This window comes from Delftia sp. WSY_22 (genome assembly GCF_043104185.1).
In the GTDB taxonomy this organism is placed as follows: domain Bacteria; phylum Pseudomonadota; class Gammaproteobacteria; order Burkholderiales; family Burkholderiaceae_C; genus Comamonas; species Comamonas tsuruhatensis.
In genome coordinates this window covers 225,940-241,322 of record NZ_JBICKN010000027.1, presented here as the reverse complement: position 1 = coordinate 241,322, position 15,383 = coordinate 225,940, and the positions used below count along the sequence as shown (strand labels likewise).

13 protein-coding genes and 1 riboswitch are annotated in these 15,383 nt (G+C 67.4%); of the genes, 9 read left to right on the top strand and 4 right to left on the bottom strand.

Annotation, left to right across the window (positions count from 1 at the left end; translation table 11 throughout):
- Nucleotides 1-122 precede the first annotated feature (122 nt).
- A complete protein-coding gene (gene argE, locus ACF8NF_RS15270; RefSeq protein ID WP_046240753.1) occupies nt 123-1,286 on the bottom strand; it encodes an acetylornithine deacetylase in 1,164 nt (387 codons plus the stop codon).
- A 164-nt stretch (nt 1,287-1,450) separates the two neighbouring features.
- Here argE and ACF8NF_RS15265 point away from each other — a divergent pair, with 164 nt between their 5' ends.
- The 4 genes from ACF8NF_RS15265 to ACF8NF_RS15250 all read left to right on the top strand — a co-directional run bounded on the left by ACF8NF_RS15265 (nt 1,451) and on the right by ACF8NF_RS15250 (nt 6,607).
- Nucleotides 1,451-2,764, top strand: a complete 1,314-nt coding sequence (locus ACF8NF_RS15265) for an MFS transporter (RefSeq protein ID WP_016448697.1) — start codon at nt 1,451-1,453, stop codon at nt 2,762-2,764.
- A gap of 301 nt (nt 2,765-3,065) precedes the next feature.
- The gene (locus ACF8NF_RS15260; RefSeq protein WP_016448698.1) at nt 3,066-4,409 is read left to right on the top strand and encodes a C4-dicarboxylate transporter DctA; all 1,344 of its coding nucleotides are present in this window, start codon (nt 3,066-3,068) and stop codon (nt 4,407-4,409) included.
- The gene (locus ACF8NF_RS15255; RefSeq protein ID WP_016448699.1) at nt 4,406-5,092 is read left to right on the top strand and encodes a GntR family transcriptional regulator; all 687 of its coding nucleotides are present in this window, start codon (nt 4,406-4,408) and stop codon (nt 5,090-5,092) included. Before ACF8NF_RS15260 ends, ACF8NF_RS15255 begins: the two co-directional genes overlap by 4 nt.
- Nucleotides 5,093-5,263: 171 nt before the next feature.
- Nucleotides 5,264-6,607 (top strand): glycerophosphodiester phosphodiesterase family protein, encoded by a 1,344-nt coding sequence (locus ACF8NF_RS15250; RefSeq protein ID WP_016448700.1) that lies wholly within the window; start codon nt 5,264-5,266, stop codon nt 6,605-6,607.
- Nucleotides 6,608-6,709: 102 nt separating this feature from the next.
- Here ACF8NF_RS15250 and metH read toward each other — a convergent pair whose 3' ends face one another.
- Nucleotides 6,710-9,466 (bottom strand): methionine synthase, encoded by a 2,757-nt coding sequence (metH, locus tag ACF8NF_RS15245; protein WP_206424535.1) that lies wholly within the window; start codon nt 9,464-9,466, stop codon nt 6,710-6,712.
- A gap of 27 nt (nt 9,467-9,493) precedes the next feature.
- Nucleotides 9,494-9,620: riboswitch (S-adenosyl-L-homocysteine riboswitch) on the bottom strand.
- A 277-nt stretch (nt 9,621-9,897) separates the two neighbouring features.
- On the opposite strand from metH, the gene ACF8NF_RS15240 reads away from it, so the two are divergent.
- Genes ACF8NF_RS15240 through ACF8NF_RS15220 form a run of 5 tightly spaced genes read left to right on the top strand, consistent with a single transcriptional unit; the run spans nt 9,898 to nt 13,665 of the window.
- Complete coding sequence (locus ACF8NF_RS15240) at nt 9,898-10,719, top strand: FadR/GntR family transcriptional regulator (RefSeq protein WP_392450801.1); 822 nt, start codon at nt 9,898-9,900, stop codon at nt 10,717-10,719.
- Entirely contained in the window at nt 10,716-11,522 is an 807-nt protein-coding gene (locus ACF8NF_RS15235) for a transporter substrate-binding domain-containing protein (RefSeq protein WP_016452167.1), read from the top strand. The genes ACF8NF_RS15240 and ACF8NF_RS15235 overlap by 4 nt, the downstream gene beginning before the upstream one ends.
- A 31-nt stretch (nt 11,523-11,553) precedes the next feature.
- Nucleotides 11,554-12,282, top strand: a complete 729-nt coding sequence (locus tag ACF8NF_RS15230) for an amino acid ABC transporter permease (RefSeq protein WP_016448704.1) — start codon at nt 11,554-11,556, stop codon at nt 12,280-12,282.
- Complete coding sequence (locus ACF8NF_RS15225) at nt 12,279-12,932, top strand: amino acid ABC transporter permease (protein ID WP_016448705.1); 654 nt, start codon at nt 12,279-12,281, stop codon at nt 12,930-12,932. The genes ACF8NF_RS15230 and ACF8NF_RS15225 overlap by 4 nt, the downstream gene beginning before the upstream one ends.
- Nucleotides 12,919-13,665, top strand: a complete 747-nt coding sequence (locus tag ACF8NF_RS15220) for an amino acid ABC transporter ATP-binding protein (RefSeq protein WP_012202166.1) — start codon at nt 12,919-12,921, stop codon at nt 13,663-13,665. The genes ACF8NF_RS15225 and ACF8NF_RS15220 overlap by 14 nt, the downstream gene beginning before the upstream one ends.
- A gap of 72 nt (nt 13,666-13,737) precedes the next feature.
- Here the strand turns inward: ACF8NF_RS15220 and ACF8NF_RS15215 are convergent, their stop codons facing one another.
- Entirely contained in the window at nt 13,738-14,097 is a 360-nt protein-coding gene (locus ACF8NF_RS15215; RefSeq protein ID WP_012202165.1) for a zinc ribbon domain-containing protein, read from the bottom strand.
- Nucleotides 14,098-14,143: 46 nt separating this feature from the next.
- Nucleotides 14,144-15,373, bottom strand: coding sequence for a formamidase (gene fmdA, locus ACF8NF_RS15210; protein WP_097204649.1), 1,230 nt, complete (start codon nt 15,371-15,373; stop codon nt 14,144-14,146).
- Nucleotides 15,374-15,383 lie beyond the last annotated feature (10 nt).

The window sequence follows — 15,383 nt, the reverse complement described above, 5'->3', positions numbered from 1 at the left end:
AGGCGAGGGACACCGAGCAAGGGCCTACGCCGGCCGCGCCGCCCCGCAGCAAGGGTGTCGCCGGCTGCCCGTACGCCCCCCTCCGAAGAGAGGGGGAAGGCGCGAAGCGACTCAGGGGGTGATCACAGACTCGTGCCCATTTTGCTGAGGAAGCGCTCGCAGGCGTCGAGCTGGGCCAGCTCGACGAACTCGTCGGGCTTGTGCGCCTGCTCGATGGAGCCGGGGCCGCAGACCACGGTGGGAACGCCGGCGTTGTGGAACAGGCCGGCCTCGGTGCCGTAGGCCACCTTGCGCTTTTCCTGGTCGGCGGTCAGCGCGCGCACCAGCTGGGTGATGGCGGCTTCTTCCGAGGCTTCCAGCGCGGGCGCGCTGGCGCCGGTCTCGATCTCGATGCGCGCGTCGGCGAACTCGGCGCGCATGCGCGGCAGCAGTTCGTCGCGCACATAGGACTCGACCTGGGCCTGGATGCCATCCACCGACATGCCGGGCAGGTTGCGGAATTCATAGGCGAATTCGCACAGCTCGGGGATGGTGTTGACCGCGATGCCGCCCTGGATCTGGTTGGTGGTCATGGTGGTGAAGGGCACGTCGAAGAATTCGTCGTAGGGGCCGTGCGCCTTGAAGTGGTCGGCGATGTCCCGGATGCGACAGATCAGCCGCGCCGCGTATTCGATGGCATTGCTGCCGCGCGGCGTGAGCGACGAATGCGCGGCCTTGCCGTGCACGCGGCAGCGGTAGAGGTTGATGCCCTTGTGCGCCACCACGACCTGCATGCTGGTGGGCTCGCCGACCACGCAGCCGTCGAAGCGCGCGCCCTCGGCCTTGAGCTGGTTGATCATCACGGGCGCGCCCGCGCAGCCGATTTCCTCGTCGTACGAGAAGGCCAGGTGCACGGGCCTGGCGCGCTGCGTGGCCAGGAATTCGGGCACCAGCGCCAGCGAGGCGGCGATGAAGCCCTTCATGTCGCAGCTGCCGCGACCATAGAGGCGCCCGCCCTTTTCGGTGAGCGCAAAGGGGTTGGTGCTCCACTGCTGGCCATCGACCGGCACCACGTCGGTATGGCCGGACAGCACGATGCCACCCTGCGTTTCGCCATTGCTGGCCGGCAAAGTGGCGAAGAGATTGGCCTTGGCGCCGTCCGGAGAGTGGAACAATCGGGCACTCACGCCCAGCGTGGCCAACTCATCGCGTACACACTCGATCAGCGCCAGGTTGGAGTTGCGGCTGGTGGTGTCGAATGCGACCAGTGTTTCCAGCCAGTCGCGGGTGTTTTTCCAGGTAGTCATGTGGTTCCATCTGCGCCATGGCCTGCGCCGCCCTTCGTGGACGACGCAGGCCATGGCATAGGCATTGCATATGGCGAAGCAGTGTACGCCCGGGTTGCGGCCCGGGCAGGCACGCCGACCCATGCCCCGGGCGTGACTGCCGTCTTTTCAATCCCTTTTCGGAAATGGACCCTGCTTTGACCAAGCAAACCGTCTCGACCCGCAACATCGTGGCTGCCGTCATCGGCAACGCGCTGGAGTGGTATGACTTCCTGGTGTTCGCCTTCATGACACCCATCGTCGCCAAGCTGTTCTTCCCCAGCAATCCCGACAATCCGGACGACAACATCAACCGCATCCTGATGACCACGGCCGTGTTCGGCGTGGGCTTCTTCATGCGGCCCGTGGGCGGCATCCTGCTGGGCCTGTACGGGGACCGCAAGGGTCGCAAGGCGGCCATGGTGATGGTGACCGGCCTGATGGCCGTGGCCATCGCGCTGATCACGCTGGCGCCCACGTATGCGGCGGTGGGCATCCTGGCGCCGCTGTTCATCGTGCTGGCGCGGCTGCTGCAGGGCTTTGCGGCCGGCGGCGAGTTCGGCACGTCCACGGCACTGCTGATCGAGCTGGCACCGCCCGGCAAGCGCGGCTTCTATGGTTCCTGGCAGATGGCCGGCCAGATGCTGGCCCTGCTGATCGGCGCGGCCACGGGCACGCTGATCACCGAGATCTTCACCGAGGAAGAGCTGATGGCCTGGGCCTGGCGCGTGCCCTTCGCCGTGGGCCTGCTGATCGTTCCCGTGGCGCTGTACATCCGCCGCCATGTGGAGGAGCCCGAGGTCTTCAAGGAAATGCAGGCCGCGCAGGCCAGCGGCAAGGCGCGCCAGATCGGCATCATGGAGATGCTGCGCACGCATGCGCGCGAGACGCTGGTGGGCATGGGCCTGGTGGTCACGGCCACGGTGTCCATCTACATCACCTTCACCTATCTGGTGACCTATGCCACGGTGACGCTGAAGCTGCCCATGCGCGATGCCTTCATGGTGCAGATGGCCGGCGCCGCGCTGATGGTGGTGATCATGCCGTTCTTCGGCGCCCTGTCGGACCGCGTGGGCCGCCGCATGCTGACCATCGGCTCGCTGATCGGCTACCTGGTGGTGCTCTACCCGCTGTATGCCTGGCTGACCGACGGCCCCACGGTGCAGAAGCTGCTGATCACCCAGCTGGTGGTCTGCGTGTTCGTGGCCGTGTTCTTCGGCGTGTTCAGCACGGTGATGGCCGAGCTGTTCCCGCCCCAGGTGCGTTCGGCCGGCATGTCCATGGCCTACAACGTGGCGGTGATGATCTTCGGCGGCTTCGCGCAGTTCATCGTGACCTGGCTGATCCGCTCCACGGGCTCGCCCATGGCGCCGGCCTTCTATGTGATGTTCGGCGTGACGCTGGGCCTGCTGGCGGCCTTCTTCATCAAGGACCGCGCGATGGAGCGCAACCTGCGCTGATCCCCCCCGGGCGGCGCGCCCTGCGCCGCCCTCGCGCATGCCCCGGCACGGGGCCTGCACAGCCTTGCCGCACGCCGCGCGCACCATGCGCGGGCATGCCGGCCCCCGCCCTGCACCACGGCGGGGAGGCCCGCCCGCATCTGCCGATTTCATGCAGAAAAAGTCAGGGCTGAACTTCTCTGGAGTGCCGCAAATCCGCAGGGAATACCCTCTGCTGGCACGCGTTTCGCTTGTCTACATTCTTGCATGCAAGTTGCAGAGCCACTTGCATACAAGATTCCACAACTTGCGAAAGACGACTATGCGCCGCTTTGCCAGATCACTGTTCGGACAGGTGGTGATCGCACTCATCCTGGGTGTGCTCGCCGGAATATTGGCCCCTGAATGGGCCGTGAAACTCAAGCCCCTGGGCGATGGCTTCATCAAGCTCATCAAGATGATCATTCCCGTGCTGGTGTTCTGCGTGGTGGTGCACGGCATCGCGGGCGCGGGCGACCTCAAGCGCGTGGGCCGGGTCGGCGTCAAGTCGCTGATCTACTTCGAGGTGCTGACCACCATCGCCCTGGTGCTGGGCCTGGTGCTGGCCTTCGTGTTCCAGCCCGGCGCGGGCATGAACGTGGACCCGAGCAAGCTCGACGCCTCGGCCATGAGCGCCTATGCCAGCAACGCCGACAAGCTGACCAGCGGCGGCACGGTGGACTTCCTGATGAAGCTCATCCCCACCACCGTGGTGCAGGCCTTTGCCACGGGCGACGTGCTGCAGGTGCTGCTGTTCGCCGTGCTGTTCGGCTGCGCACTGACCATGCTGGGCGAGCGCGGCGCGCCCGTGCATGCGCTGATCGACACGCTGTCGAACGTGCTGTTCAAGATCATGGGCATCCTCATCAAGCTGGCGCCGCTGGGCGTGCTGGGCGCCATCGCCTTCACCGTAGGCCAGTACGGCATAGGCTCGCTCAAGCAGCTGGGCATGCTGGTGCTGCTGTTCTACGTGGCGGTGATCTTCTTCGTCTTCGTGGTGCTGGGCCTGGTGATGCGCTTTTCGGGCTTCAGCCTGATCAAGCTGCTGCGCTACCTGCGCGAGGAGCTGATGGTGGTCTTCGCCACCACCTCCTCGGACAGCGTGCTGCCCCAGATCATGGCCAAGCTGCGCAACCTGGGCGTGCGCGACTCCACCGTGGGCCTGGTGATTCCCACGGGCTACTCGTTCAACCTGGACGCCTTCTCCATCTACATCACGCTGGCGGCCGTGTTCATCGCCCAGGCCACGAACACGCCCATCGGCATGGCCGACCTGCTGACCATCCTGGCGATTGCGCTGGTGACCTCCAAGGGCGCCCACGGCGTGCCGGGCTCGGCCATCGTGGTGCTGGCGGCCACGCTGCATGCGATTCCGGCCATCCCCGCCATCGGCCTGGTGCTGGTGCTGTCGGTGGACTGGTTCATGGGCATTGCCCGCGCGCTGGGCAACCTGATCGGCAACTGCGTGGCCACCGTGGCCATCGCGGCCTGGGAAGGTGACATCGACCGCGAGCGCGCCCATGCCGTGCTCAACGGCCTGGCCGACAATCAGGGGCCCGACGCCGAGCCCTCCGGCGCCGCCGCCGTCCCCGCAACCGTGACTCCTGCCCACCCTGCAACGCAATGACACCTGTAAGCCCCCAGCACATCGCCGAGCGCGTCGTCGAAGCCATCCTGGCCCAGAAACTGGCGCCCGGCGAACGGCTGGGGGAGCAGGAGCTGGCCGACAACTTCGAGGTCAGCCGCACCATGGTGCGCGAGGCGCTGATGCAGCTGCAGGCGCGCGGCTTCGTGCAGGTGCAGCCCCGGCGCGGCTGGTACGTGGTCCAGCCCTCGGCCGAGGAGGCGCAGGACGCCTTCGCGGCGCGCCGCATCATCGAGACCGGCATCCTGGGCGAGGCCGGGCGCCCCCTGCAAAGCGTGATCGGCCAGCTGCGCCGCCACATCGCCCAGGAGCAGGAGGCCATTGCGGGCGCCGACGCCGCCACGCGCGCCTTCCTGCTGGCCGACTTCCACGTCTGCCTGGCCGAGCAGATGGGCCACCGGCTGCTGGCGCTCACCCTGCGCGACCTCACGGCGCGCACCACGCTGGCGGCCACATTGTTCCAGTCCACCCACAGCGCCAGCCAGTCCTGCGCCGAGCACGAGCGCATCGTCGAGGCCCTGGAGCGCGGCGACACCGAGGGCGCCAAGGCCCTGCTGCTGGAGCACATCGGCACGGTGGAGCGTTCGCTGGAGATCCGCCCGAGCGAGGCGCCCGACGCCGGCGACCGCCTGCGTGCCACGCTGGCGCCCCTGTTCGGGGGATAACCCTGTGTCGGTGGGTCGGCAAATTTCCACCGACCGTCGCTAAAACGCCAATCCGGGCCCTACGGAGCGCACTGTCATGGTGCCGACACGGCTCACTGCATACGCTGCTGAGCTGGCGCATTGCGCGCCGTTCATCAACCCACCACTGCTTCGGATATGACCCAACGTCCTATGTCCTTTTCCCGCACTCCCCTGCTCGCGTCCCTGTGCGCGGCTGCAGTCCTCACGGCCTGCGGCGGCGACGGCGGCTCGTTCTACCTCACGCTCGACGGAAAGCAGCCCCAGGTGATCGCCCACCGCGGCTTCTCGGGCAAGTTCCCGGAGCAGACGCGCATGGCCTACGAGGCCGCCGCCGACGCGGGCGCGGACATGCTCGAACTCGACATGCACATGACGAAGGACTGCCAGCTGGTCGCCCGCCACAACGCCTGGCTCAGCGACAGCACCAACGTGGCCGACGTGGCCAAGACCAATGCCGAAGTGGCGCGCCGCCAGCGCACTGCGGCCGGCGTGCTGGTCAACGTGAAGTACCCCGCCGTGCCTGCCAACGGCCCCTCGCAATACCTGAGCGACCAGCTCGATGCCAACGATCCCAAGTCCGTGCTCAAGGCCCTGGTGGTCGATGGCGAGGACCACCGCAACGACTGGTCCATCAGCGACTTCACGATGCAGGAGCTGCGCAGCTGGCTGGGCGGCACGATCCTGGACAACCGCAGCGAGCGCCCCACCGAGTGGAACGGCAAGCTGCCCCTGATCAGCGCCCAGGACGTGCTGGACATCGCCGCCGCCAAGGGCAAGGCCCTGGGCCGCACCATCCCCGTCTACGCCGAGACCAAGAACCCGTACTGGAACAACCAGCAGGCGATCGCCAACGGCTGCGGCGCGCCCGGCTCGCGCCCGTTTGAAGACGCGGTGATCAAGCTGCTGGACCAGAACAAGCTCAACGCCAAGGATTCGCCCATCTACATCCAGAGCTTCGACCCGGCCAGCCTCAAGTACCTGCGCCAGGCCGGCATGAAGGCCAAGGGCGTGCAGCTGATCGACGGCAACGACTTCAATCTGCGCGACGGCTCCATGGTCTACATCACCAACGATGAATGGACCTTCATCAGCGGCCGCCCCTACAGCTGGACCCTGGCCGGCGACGCGCGCACCTTCGCCACCATGCTCACGCCCGCAGGCCTGGCCGAGATCAAGACCTATGCCGACGGCATCGGCCCCTGGAAGCCCCAGGTCCTGGCCCACTCCGTCGTGCCCTACAAGGACGGCGCCGGCCTCAAGGACGTGAACACCGTCAAGGACACGGGCCTGATCCGCGACGCCCACAAGGCCGGCCTGATCGTGCACAGCTTCACCTTCCGCAACGAGCCGGGCCGCCTGGCCGGCCTGTACAAGGGCGACCCCGTGCAGGAATACCTGGCCTACTACCGCCTGGGCATCGACGGCGTGTTCACCGACTTCACGGACACGGCCGTTGCGGCGCGCAAGGCGTACAACAAGGAAATCGGGCTCTGATCGAGCGCTGAATGCCGCTGCGGCGGCGTCCATAAAAAAGCCAGGGCACGCCCTGGCTTTTTTCTTGCAACGCGCGGCACCAGTCCGCGCGGACAAACGTTCTCACCCCAGATTCGGCGCCAGCAACCGGCGCAGTTCCTCGATGTCCATGCCCCGGCGCGCGGCCATGTCGGCGAGCTGGTCCTCGCCGATCTCGCCGACGTTGAAGTAGACGGAGTCGGGGTGGCCGATGTAGAAGCCGCTGACGCTGGAGGCCGGGTTCATGGCCAGGCTTTCGGTCAGGGTCATGCCGATCTCGTCGGCCTTGAGCACCGCGAACAGGTCGGTCTTGGCGCTGTGGTCGGGGCAGGCCGGGTAGCCGGGCGCGGGGCGCACGCCCTTGTACTGTTCCTTGATCAGCGCTTCGTTGCTGAGGTCCTCGTCGGGCGCATAGCCCCACAGGTCCTTGCGCACGCGCTGGTGCAGGCATTCGGCGAAGGCCTCGGCCAGGCGGTCGGCCAGGGCCTTGAACATGATGCCGGAGTAGTCGTCCAGCGCGTCCTGGAACTCCTTGTCCTTCTTCTCGGCGCCGATGCCGGCCGTGACGGCGAACAGGCCCGCGTAGTCCTGGATGCCCGATTCCTTGGTGGCCACGAAGTCGGACAGGCAGCGGCTGGGGCGCATCACGGGCTGGCCATCCGGGCCTTCCACCATCTGCTTTTCGGTCTGCTGGCGCATGCCGTACCAGGTCATCAGCACCTGGCTGCGTGATTCGTCGGCGTAGAACTCGATGTCATCGCCCACGCGGTTGGCAGGGAACAGGCCGATGGCGCCGTTGGCCTGCAGCCAGCGGCCTTCGATGATCTTCCTGAGCATGGCCTGGCCGTCGGCCAGCACCTGGCGGGCCTGCACGCCCACGATCTCGTCGTCGAGGATGGCCGGATAGGGGCCTGCCAGGTCCCAGGTCTGGAAGAACGGGCCCCAGTCGATGTATTCGGCGATCTCGGCCAGGTCGAAGTTGCGGAACACGCGCCGGCCCAGGGCGCGCGGTGCCACGGGTGCCTGGGAAAAGTCCACGGGCGTGGCGTTGGCGCGGGCCTTGTCCAGCGGCCACAGCGGCGTCTTCTTCTTGTTGGCGTGCTGGGTGCGGACCTTGTCGTAGTCGGCCTGGATCTCGGCCAGGTAGTTGCCCTTGTTCTCGCCCAGCAGGCTCTGGGCCACGCTGACGCTGCGCGAGGCATCGGGCACGTAGACCACGGGGCCTTCGTACTTGGGCGCGATCTTGACGGCGGTGTGCACGCGCGAGCAGGTGGCGCCGCCGATCAGCAGCGGAATCTTCTTGATGCGGAAGTAGTCGTCCTTGTGCATCTCGCCGGCGACGTACTGCATCTCTTCGAGGCTGGGCGTGATCAGGCCCGACAGGCCGATGATGTCCGCGCCCTCGGCCTTGGCCTTGGCCAGGATCTCGTGGCAGGGCACCATCACGCCCATGTTGATGACCTCGAAGTTGTTGCACTGCAGGACCACGGTGACGATGTTCTTGCCGATGTCGTGCACGTCGCCCTTGACGGTGGCGATGACGATCTTGCCCTTGCTGGACACGTCCAGGCCCGCCGCTTCCTGCTGGCGCTTTTCCTCTTCGATGTAGGGCACGAGGTGGGCCACGGCCTGCTTCATCACGCGCGCCGACTTGACCACCTGGGGCAGGAACATCTTGCCGGCGCCGAACAGGTCGCCCACGATGTTCATGCCGTCCATGAGCGGGCCTTCGATCACGTGCAGCGGGCGGCCGCCGCCCTGCACCACAATCTGCTGGTAGGCCTCTTCGGTGTCGACGACGATGAAGTCGGTGATGCCGTGCACCAGGGCGTGCGACAGGCGCTCGCCCACGGTCTTCGGGTTCTCGGGCGTGCCGCGCCATTCGAGCTTCTTGCTGTCGTCCTTGGCGGCGCCCTTGGCGGCGTCGGCAATCTCCAGCAGGCGTTCCGCAGCGTCAGGGCGGCGGTTGAGCACCACGTCTTCCACGCGCTCGCGCAGTTCGGGCTCCAGGTCGTCATAGACGCCGACCATGCCGGCGTTGACGATGCCCATGTCCATGCCCGCCGAGATGGCGTGGTAGAGGAACACGGTGTGGATGGCCTCGCGCACGGGGTCGTTGCCGCGGAAGCTGAAGCTCACGTTGGAGACGCCGCCCGAGACCTTGGCGCCGGGCAGGTTCTGCTTGATCCAGCGCACGGCCTCGATGAAGTCCACGGCGTAGTTGTCGTGCTCCTCGATGCCGGTGGCCACGGCGAAGATGTTGGGGTCGAAGACGATGTCCTCGGGCGGGAAGCCCACCTCGTCCACCAGGATGCGGTAGGCGCGCTCGCAGATCTCGATCTTGCGCTGGTAGGTGTCGGCCTGGCCCTTCTCGTCGAAGGCCATGACCACGGCGGCCGCGCCGTAGCGCTTGATCAGCCGGGCCTGGCGCTTGAATTCATCCAGGCCTTCCTTCATGGAGATGGAGTTGACGATGCCCTTGCCCTGCAGGCAGCGCAGGCCGGCCTCGATGACCTCCCACTTGGAGCTGTCCACCATGACCGGCACCTTGGCGATGTCGGGCTCGGAGGCGATGAGGTTCAGGAAGCGCACCATGGCGGCCTTGCTGTCCAGCATGGCCTCGTCCATGTTCACGTCGATGACCTGGGCGCCGTTTTCCACCTGCTGGCGCGCCACGGACAGCGCTTCCTCGTACTGCTCGTTGAGGATCATGCGCGCAAAGGCCTTGGAACCCGTGACGTTGGTGCGCTCGCCCACGTTGACGAACAGCGTGCCCTCGCCGATGGTCACCGGCTCCAGGCCGGACAGCTTCATGGGAGGGGGAGTGAAAGAGGACGACATCAAGCTCACCTGCAAAAACGGCATGGCAACAGGTGAGCGTCGTTGGCACCGTGGGCGCGGTCCGGCCGGGAACCTGCACCTGGCCCAAGCCTGACGCGGCACGCGATCCGGTGTACGGATGGGCGGGTGCCGCGCTGCAACGCTCCTCGGGCCAAAGCCCGGGATTCTACGGCGGCTGGCGGCGGCCTGCAGTGCGGGTTTTACGCCCGCATTCGGGGCAGGCCTGCACAAAGCCATGCGGCACTGCACCAAAGCGCGGCAGCGCGGGCCGCTGGCGGCGCCTTCGGGACGGATTGTCTATGCCCCATCGCCCCGGATTCTTTGCAGCGCCTGAGGACAACGCTCCTTTTTTTGCATCTGGCACGCAATTCGCTATCTGCTGGGTACGTGGTCTGACCAGTCAGGCCAAAACCCTCCACCCGCGCCAGCCCATGCAAAGCATTCCGATCTCGATGGCCCAGACGCTGCAGCAGCACATCCTGAGCGGCCACTACCCCGGCGGCAGCCAGCTGCCGCCGCAGCGCGAGCTGGCCCGGCAGCTGGGCATCAGCCGCGCTTCGCTGCGCGAGGCGCTGTCCATGCTGGAGGCCCTGGGCCTGGTCGAGATCCAGCCGGGCAAGGGCGTGCGCATCAACGGCCCGCACAGCGGCCGTGCACGCATGCACCGCGCCTATGCCACCCCGGCGCTGGGCACGCTGTCGCCGCGCCAGCTGATCGAGCTGCGCCTGGTGCTGGAGCCCGGCTGGGCCGCGCTGGCGGCCGTGCGCGCCGACGACAGCGGCCTGCGCCAGCTGCAATGGACCCAGTCCCAGCTGGCCCACGCCCTGGACCGCAGCGACCTGCTGGCCGCCGCCGACGCCGATCTGCAGTTCCACCTGCTGCTGGCCCAGCTGTCGGGCAACCCGGGCCTGGTGGCCATGGCGCGCCAGCTGGAGCTGGCCATCAGCCACAGCCTGCGCCTGCCCTTTGCCTGGAGCGGCGCCGACGACCAGCCGGTGCGCGAGCACGACGCCATCGTGCAGGCCGTCTGCGCAGGCGATGCGCCGGGTGCGGCGGGTGCCATGCGCGCCCACCTGCTGTCGGCTGCCAGGCGCAGCGGCATCGATCTCGACACACCGGACGACGCGGCGGCGCCCGACGCGACGGCGCCCGACGCAACGGCGCCCGATACATCTGCGCCCGATACATCTGCGCCCGACCCTGACCCGCTTTCCTTTCGCCTCACCCCACCTTCCGAAGGAGCTTTCGCATGACTTCCCCCCTGACACCCCGCCGCGCATTCATCCGCACCGCCCTGGCGGCCGCCACCCTGGCCGCTGCCGGCCTGGGCGGCGCCGCCCATGCCGACATGCTGGCCAACATCCAGAAGGCCGGCGTGCTGCGCGTGGCGATTCCGCAGGACTTCCCGCCCTTCGGCTCGCTGGGCACCGACCTGAAGCTGCAGGGCTATGACATCGACATGGCGGCCCTGGTGGCCCAGGAGCTGGGCGTGAAGGTGGAGCTGGTGCCCGTGACCAGCACCAACCGCATCCCCTTCCTGACCACGGGCAAGGCCGACATCGTCATCTCCAGCCTGGGCAAGAACGCCGAGCGCGCCAAGGTGATCGACTTCACCCAGGCCTATGCACCCTTCCCCAAGAGCGTCTATGGCCCCAAGGACATGAGCATCAAGGCCCCTGCCGACCTGGCCGGCAAAACCGTGGGCGTGACGCGCGGCTCCACCGAGGACCTGGCCCTCACGCAGGTGGCGCCGGCCTCGGCCACCATCAAGCGCTACGAGGACAACAACGCCACCGCGCAAAGCTATCTGACGGGCCAGGTGCAGCTGGTGACGCTGGGCAACATCGTGGCCAACGCCGTGAACGAGCGCACCAGGCTGCGCCAGCTGGACGTGAAGTTCGCGGTCGAGGACACGCCCTGCTACATCGGCGTGGCCAAGGGCGAGCCGGCGCTGCTGCAGAAGGTGGACGCCATCATCACCAAGCTCAAGGCCGACGGCCGCCTGACCAGCCTGTCCCAGCGCTGGATGAAGATGCCGCTGCCCGCCACCCTGTAACCGCTGCGCCCCTGTTCCCGGAAATCCTTCCATGGCCTATCAATTCGACTTCGGCGCCGTGTTCGACTACAGCGGCCTGCTGGCACAGGGCGCGGGCTTCACGCTGGCGCTGACGGCGGCGGGCGCCGTGCTGGGCGGCGCCATCGGCGTGGCCGGCGGCGTCAGCCGCGCCTGGCGCATTGCGCCGCTGCACTGGCTGTTCAAGGTGTACGTGGAGGGCATACGCAACACGCCCTTCCTGGTGCAGCTGATGTTCGTGTTCTTCGGCCTGCCTTCGCTGGGCGTGCAGATCAACGAATGGCAGGCCTGCCTGCTGACCACGGTGATCAACCTGGGCGCCTACATCACCGAGATCGTGCGCGCCGGCATCCAGGAGACGCCGCGCGGCCAGCTGGAAGCCGCTGGCGCGCTGGGCATGGGCCGCTGGGCGGTCTTCCGCCATGTGGTGCTGCGCCCTGCGCTGCAGCGGGTCTGGCCCTCGCTGAGCAGCCAGATCGTGATCGTGATGCTGGGCACCTCGGTGGTCTCGCAGATCGCGGCCCAGGACCTGACGTTTGCGGCCAACTTCATCCAGTCGCGCAACTTCCGCGCGTTCGAGACCTACCTGGTGGTGACGGCGGCGTACTTCGTGCTGGCCCTGGCACTGCGCCAGTTGCTGGCCTGGATAGGCCAGCGCTTCGTGGTGGGCCGCCGCACGCCGCGTGCAGCCAGGCCCGCTGCACCTGCTGCACCTGCGACCACTGCCGGAGACGCCGCATGATTGCCGACATTCCCCTGCTGCCCATCCTGGCCAAGCTGGCCGAGGGCCTGCTGGCCACGCTGGCGCTGTCGCTGCTGGCCTTCGTGCTGGGCGGCGCCACCGGATTGCTGGTGCTGTTCGCCCGCGTGGGCCGCAGCCTGAACCTGCGCCGCCTGGCCAAGGCCTATATCCAGGCCTTCCAGAACACGCCGCTGCTGATGCAGATGTTCATCGTGTTCTTCGGCTCGTCCATGGCCGGCCTGGACATCTCGCCCTGGACGGCGGCCGCCATCGGCCTGACGCTGTACACCAGCGCCTACCTGGCCGAGGTCTGGCGCGGCTGCGTGGAGGCTATCCCCCGCGGCCAGTGGGAAGCCTCGTCCAGCCTGGCCATGGGCTACCTGCAGCAGATGCGCCATGTGGTGCTGCCGCAGGCGCTGCGCCTGTCGATAGCGCCCACGGTCGGCTTCTCGGTGCAGATCATCAAGGGCACGGCCGTGGCCTCGATCATCGGCTTCAGCGAGCTGACCAAGCTCGGCTCCATGCTGGCCAACGCCACCTTCCAGCCCTTCCTTATCTACGGCCTGGTCGCCGCAGGCTACTTCCTGCTGTGCTGGCCCCTGTCCCTCTACGCATCCCATCTGGAGAAGAAACTCTATGCCGCTCGTTGATGTGCGCGCCGTTCACAAGCATTACGGCAACAACCATGTGCTCAAGGGCGTGGACCTGAGCGTGGACAGCGGCCAGGTGGTCGCCATCATCGGCCGCAGCGGCTCGGGCAAGAGCACGCTGCTGCGCTCCATCAATGGGCTGGAGGCCATCCAGTCCGGCCAGATCGTGGTGGACGACGCCGTGCTCAAGGGCTCGGAGGGCAGCGCGCCCTCGCCCGCCCAGCTGCGCGCGCTGCGCCTGAACGTGGGCATGGTCTTCCAGCAGTTCAATCTGTTCCCCCACCTGACGGCGGGCGAGAACGTGGCCCTGTCGCCCACCGTGGTCAAGGGCGTGAAAAAGCCCGAGGCGGCGGCGCTGGCGCGCCAGATGCTGGCCAAGGTCGGCCTGGGCGACAAGTACGACAGCTACCCCGACCAGCTCAGCGGCGGCCAGCAGCAGCGCGTGGCGATTGCTCGCGCGCTGGCCATGCAGCCCAAGGTGCTGCTGTGCGACGAGATCACCTCGGCCCTGGACCCGGAGCTGGTCAACGAGGTGCTGGCCGTGGTCAAGCAGCTCGCCGCCGAGGGCATGACGCTGATCATGGTCACGCACGAGATGCGCTTTGCCCGCGACGTGGGCGACCAGCTGGTGTTCATGCACCAGGGCCTGATCCACGAAAGCGGCCCGGCCAAGCAGCTGTTCGCCAACCCGCAGACGCCGGAGCTGGCCGGCTTCATCGGCGCCGTGCATTGAGCGGGACGGCCAGGCAGGACAAAGGCCCGCGTCGCGGGCCTTTTTTGCATCGGTGCGGCGCAGGGGCCGCGGTCAGTGGCTGATCATCCAGGGCCGCTTGGTCGGGAAGGTCTTGGCGCCGTTGGGCGCCGTGACCGTGGAGCCGCGCTTGCTGGCGCCGCTGCAGCAGCCGCAGCCCGAAGGGTGGCGCATGCGCGCATAGCTGCCCTCGGCCACATCGCGTGAGCGCCTGGGCTCGTGCCGGGCGCGTTCGTTGGTGTCGTGGGCGCGGCGCTGCTCGGGGCTGGTGCAGGCCAGGCGCGGCGCGCTGACGAAGACGCGGGGCGAGGCCGCCTCGCAGCTGGGGCAGGGCGCGGGCTCGTTGCGCTGCGAGAGGCTGCGCAGCGCGTCGAAGCCGCCGCATGCGGTGCAGTGGTAGTCATAGGTGGGCATGGGCGGCCTCTGGCGGATGGTGGATGGCGGGTGTCGTATGCCGGGCTTACTTGTCCTGGGCGATGGGCAGGTCCACCCCGCCCGTGATGATCTTCTGTGGTCCCTCGGCCGTGGGATTGATGTCGAAGTCGAAGATCTCCGTGGGCAGCCACAGCGTGGCGCAGGCATTGGGCACGTCCACCACGCCGCTGATGTGGCCCTGCACGGGCGCCGTGCCCAGCAGCGAGTAGGCCTGGGCACCGCTGTAGCCGAATTTCTTCAGGTACTCGATGGCGTTCAGGCAGGCCTGGCGGTAGGCCACGGTCACGTCCAGGTAGTGCTGCTTGCCCTTTTCGTCCACCGAGATGCCTTCGAAGATCAGGTAGTCCTTGTAGTTGGGCGTCATGGGGCTGGGCTTGAAGATGGGGTTTTTGATGCCGTACTTGGCCATGCCGCCCTTGATCAGCGAGACCTTCATGTGCACCCAGCCGGCCATCTCGATGGCGCCGCAGAAGGTGATCTCGCCATCGCCCTGGCTGAAGTGCAGGTCGCCCACGCTCAGGCCCGCGCCGTCCACGTAGACGGGGAAGAACACGCGCGAGCCGCGCGAGAGGTCCTTGATGTCGCAGTTGCCGCCGTGCTCGCGCGGCGGCACGGTGCGCGCGCCTTCGGCGGCGGCCTTGTCGCGCGCCTCGCCCTGCATCTGGCCCATGTGGGCAGTGCTGGCGTTGGGCGGGTTGGCCAGGCCGGGAATGCGGTCGGGGTCGGTGGCGATGAGGCCGGTCTCGCGCTCATTCCAGCTGGCCAGCATCTTGGGGTCGGGCAGGCAGCCGATCAGGCCCGGGTGGATGAGGCCTGCGAAGTTGACGCCGGGGATGTGGCGGCTCTTGGTGAACATGCCGTGGAAGTCCCAGATGGACTTCTGGGCCAGCGGGAAATGCTCGTCCAGGAAGCCGCCGCCGTTCTGCTTGGAGAAAAAGCCGTTGAAGCCCCAGAGGCTGTCGTCGCGCGCGCCGATGTCCAGCAGGTCCACCACCAGCAGGTCGCCGGGCTGTGCGCCCTTGACGCCCACGGGGCCGGACAGGAAGTGGACGGTGGACAGGTCCACGTCGCGCACGTCTTCGGCGCTGTCGTCGTTCTTGATGGCGCCGCCGGTCCAGTCATAGGTCTCCAGCTTGAACTCCGCGCCCGGCTCCACCCAGACCGCCATGGGAATGTCGGGATGCCAGCGGTTGTGCACCTGCGGGTTGTCGTAGGGGGACTGGTTGAGATCGACCTTGATCAGGGTTTCGGCCATGGTGTGCTCC

Bases quoted from the DNA above. Each gene is read 5' to 3' on its own strand.
- argE (WP_046240753.1), bottom strand. From the start codon at position 1,286: ATGACTACCTGGAAAAACACCCGCGACTGGCTGGAAACACTGGTCGCA.
- ACF8NF_RS15265 (WP_016448697.1), top strand. From the start codon at position 1,451: ATGGACCCTGCTTTGACCAAGCAAACCGTCTCGACCCGCAACATCGTG.
- ACF8NF_RS15260 (WP_016448698.1), top strand. From the start codon at position 3,066: ATGCGCCGCTTTGCCAGATCACTGTTCGGACAGGTGGTGATCGCACTC.
- ACF8NF_RS15255 (WP_016448699.1), top strand. From the start codon at position 4,406: ATGACACCTGTAAGCCCCCAGCACATCGCCGAGCGCGTCGTCGAAGCC.
- ACF8NF_RS15250 (WP_016448700.1), top strand. From the start codon at position 5,264: ATGTCCTTTTCCCGCACTCCCCTGCTCGCGTCCCTGTGCGCGGCTGCA.
- metH (WP_206424535.1), bottom strand. From the start codon at position 9,466: ATGTCGTCCTCTTTCACTCCCCCTCCCATGAAGCTGTCCGGCCTGGAG.
- ACF8NF_RS15240 (WP_392450801.1), top strand. From the start codon at position 9,898: ATGCAAAGCATTCCGATCTCGATGGCCCAGACGCTGCAGCAGCACATC.
- ACF8NF_RS15235 (WP_016452167.1), top strand. From the start codon at position 10,716: ATGACTTCCCCCCTGACACCCCGCCGCGCATTCATCCGCACCGCCCTG.
- ACF8NF_RS15230 (WP_016448704.1), top strand. From the start codon at position 11,554: ATGGCCTATCAATTCGACTTCGGCGCCGTGTTCGACTACAGCGGCCTG.
- ACF8NF_RS15225 (WP_016448705.1), top strand. From the start codon at position 12,279: ATGATTGCCGACATTCCCCTGCTGCCCATCCTGGCCAAGCTGGCCGAG.
- ACF8NF_RS15220 (WP_012202166.1), top strand. From the start codon at position 12,919: ATGCCGCTCGTTGATGTGCGCGCCGTTCACAAGCATTACGGCAACAAC.
- ACF8NF_RS15215 (WP_012202165.1), bottom strand. From the start codon at position 14,097: ATGCCCACCTATGACTACCACTGCACCGCATGCGGCGGCTTCGACGCG.
- fmdA (WP_097204649.1), bottom strand. From the start codon at position 15,373: ATGGCCGAAACCCTGATCAAGGTCGATCTCAACCAGTCCCCCTACGAC.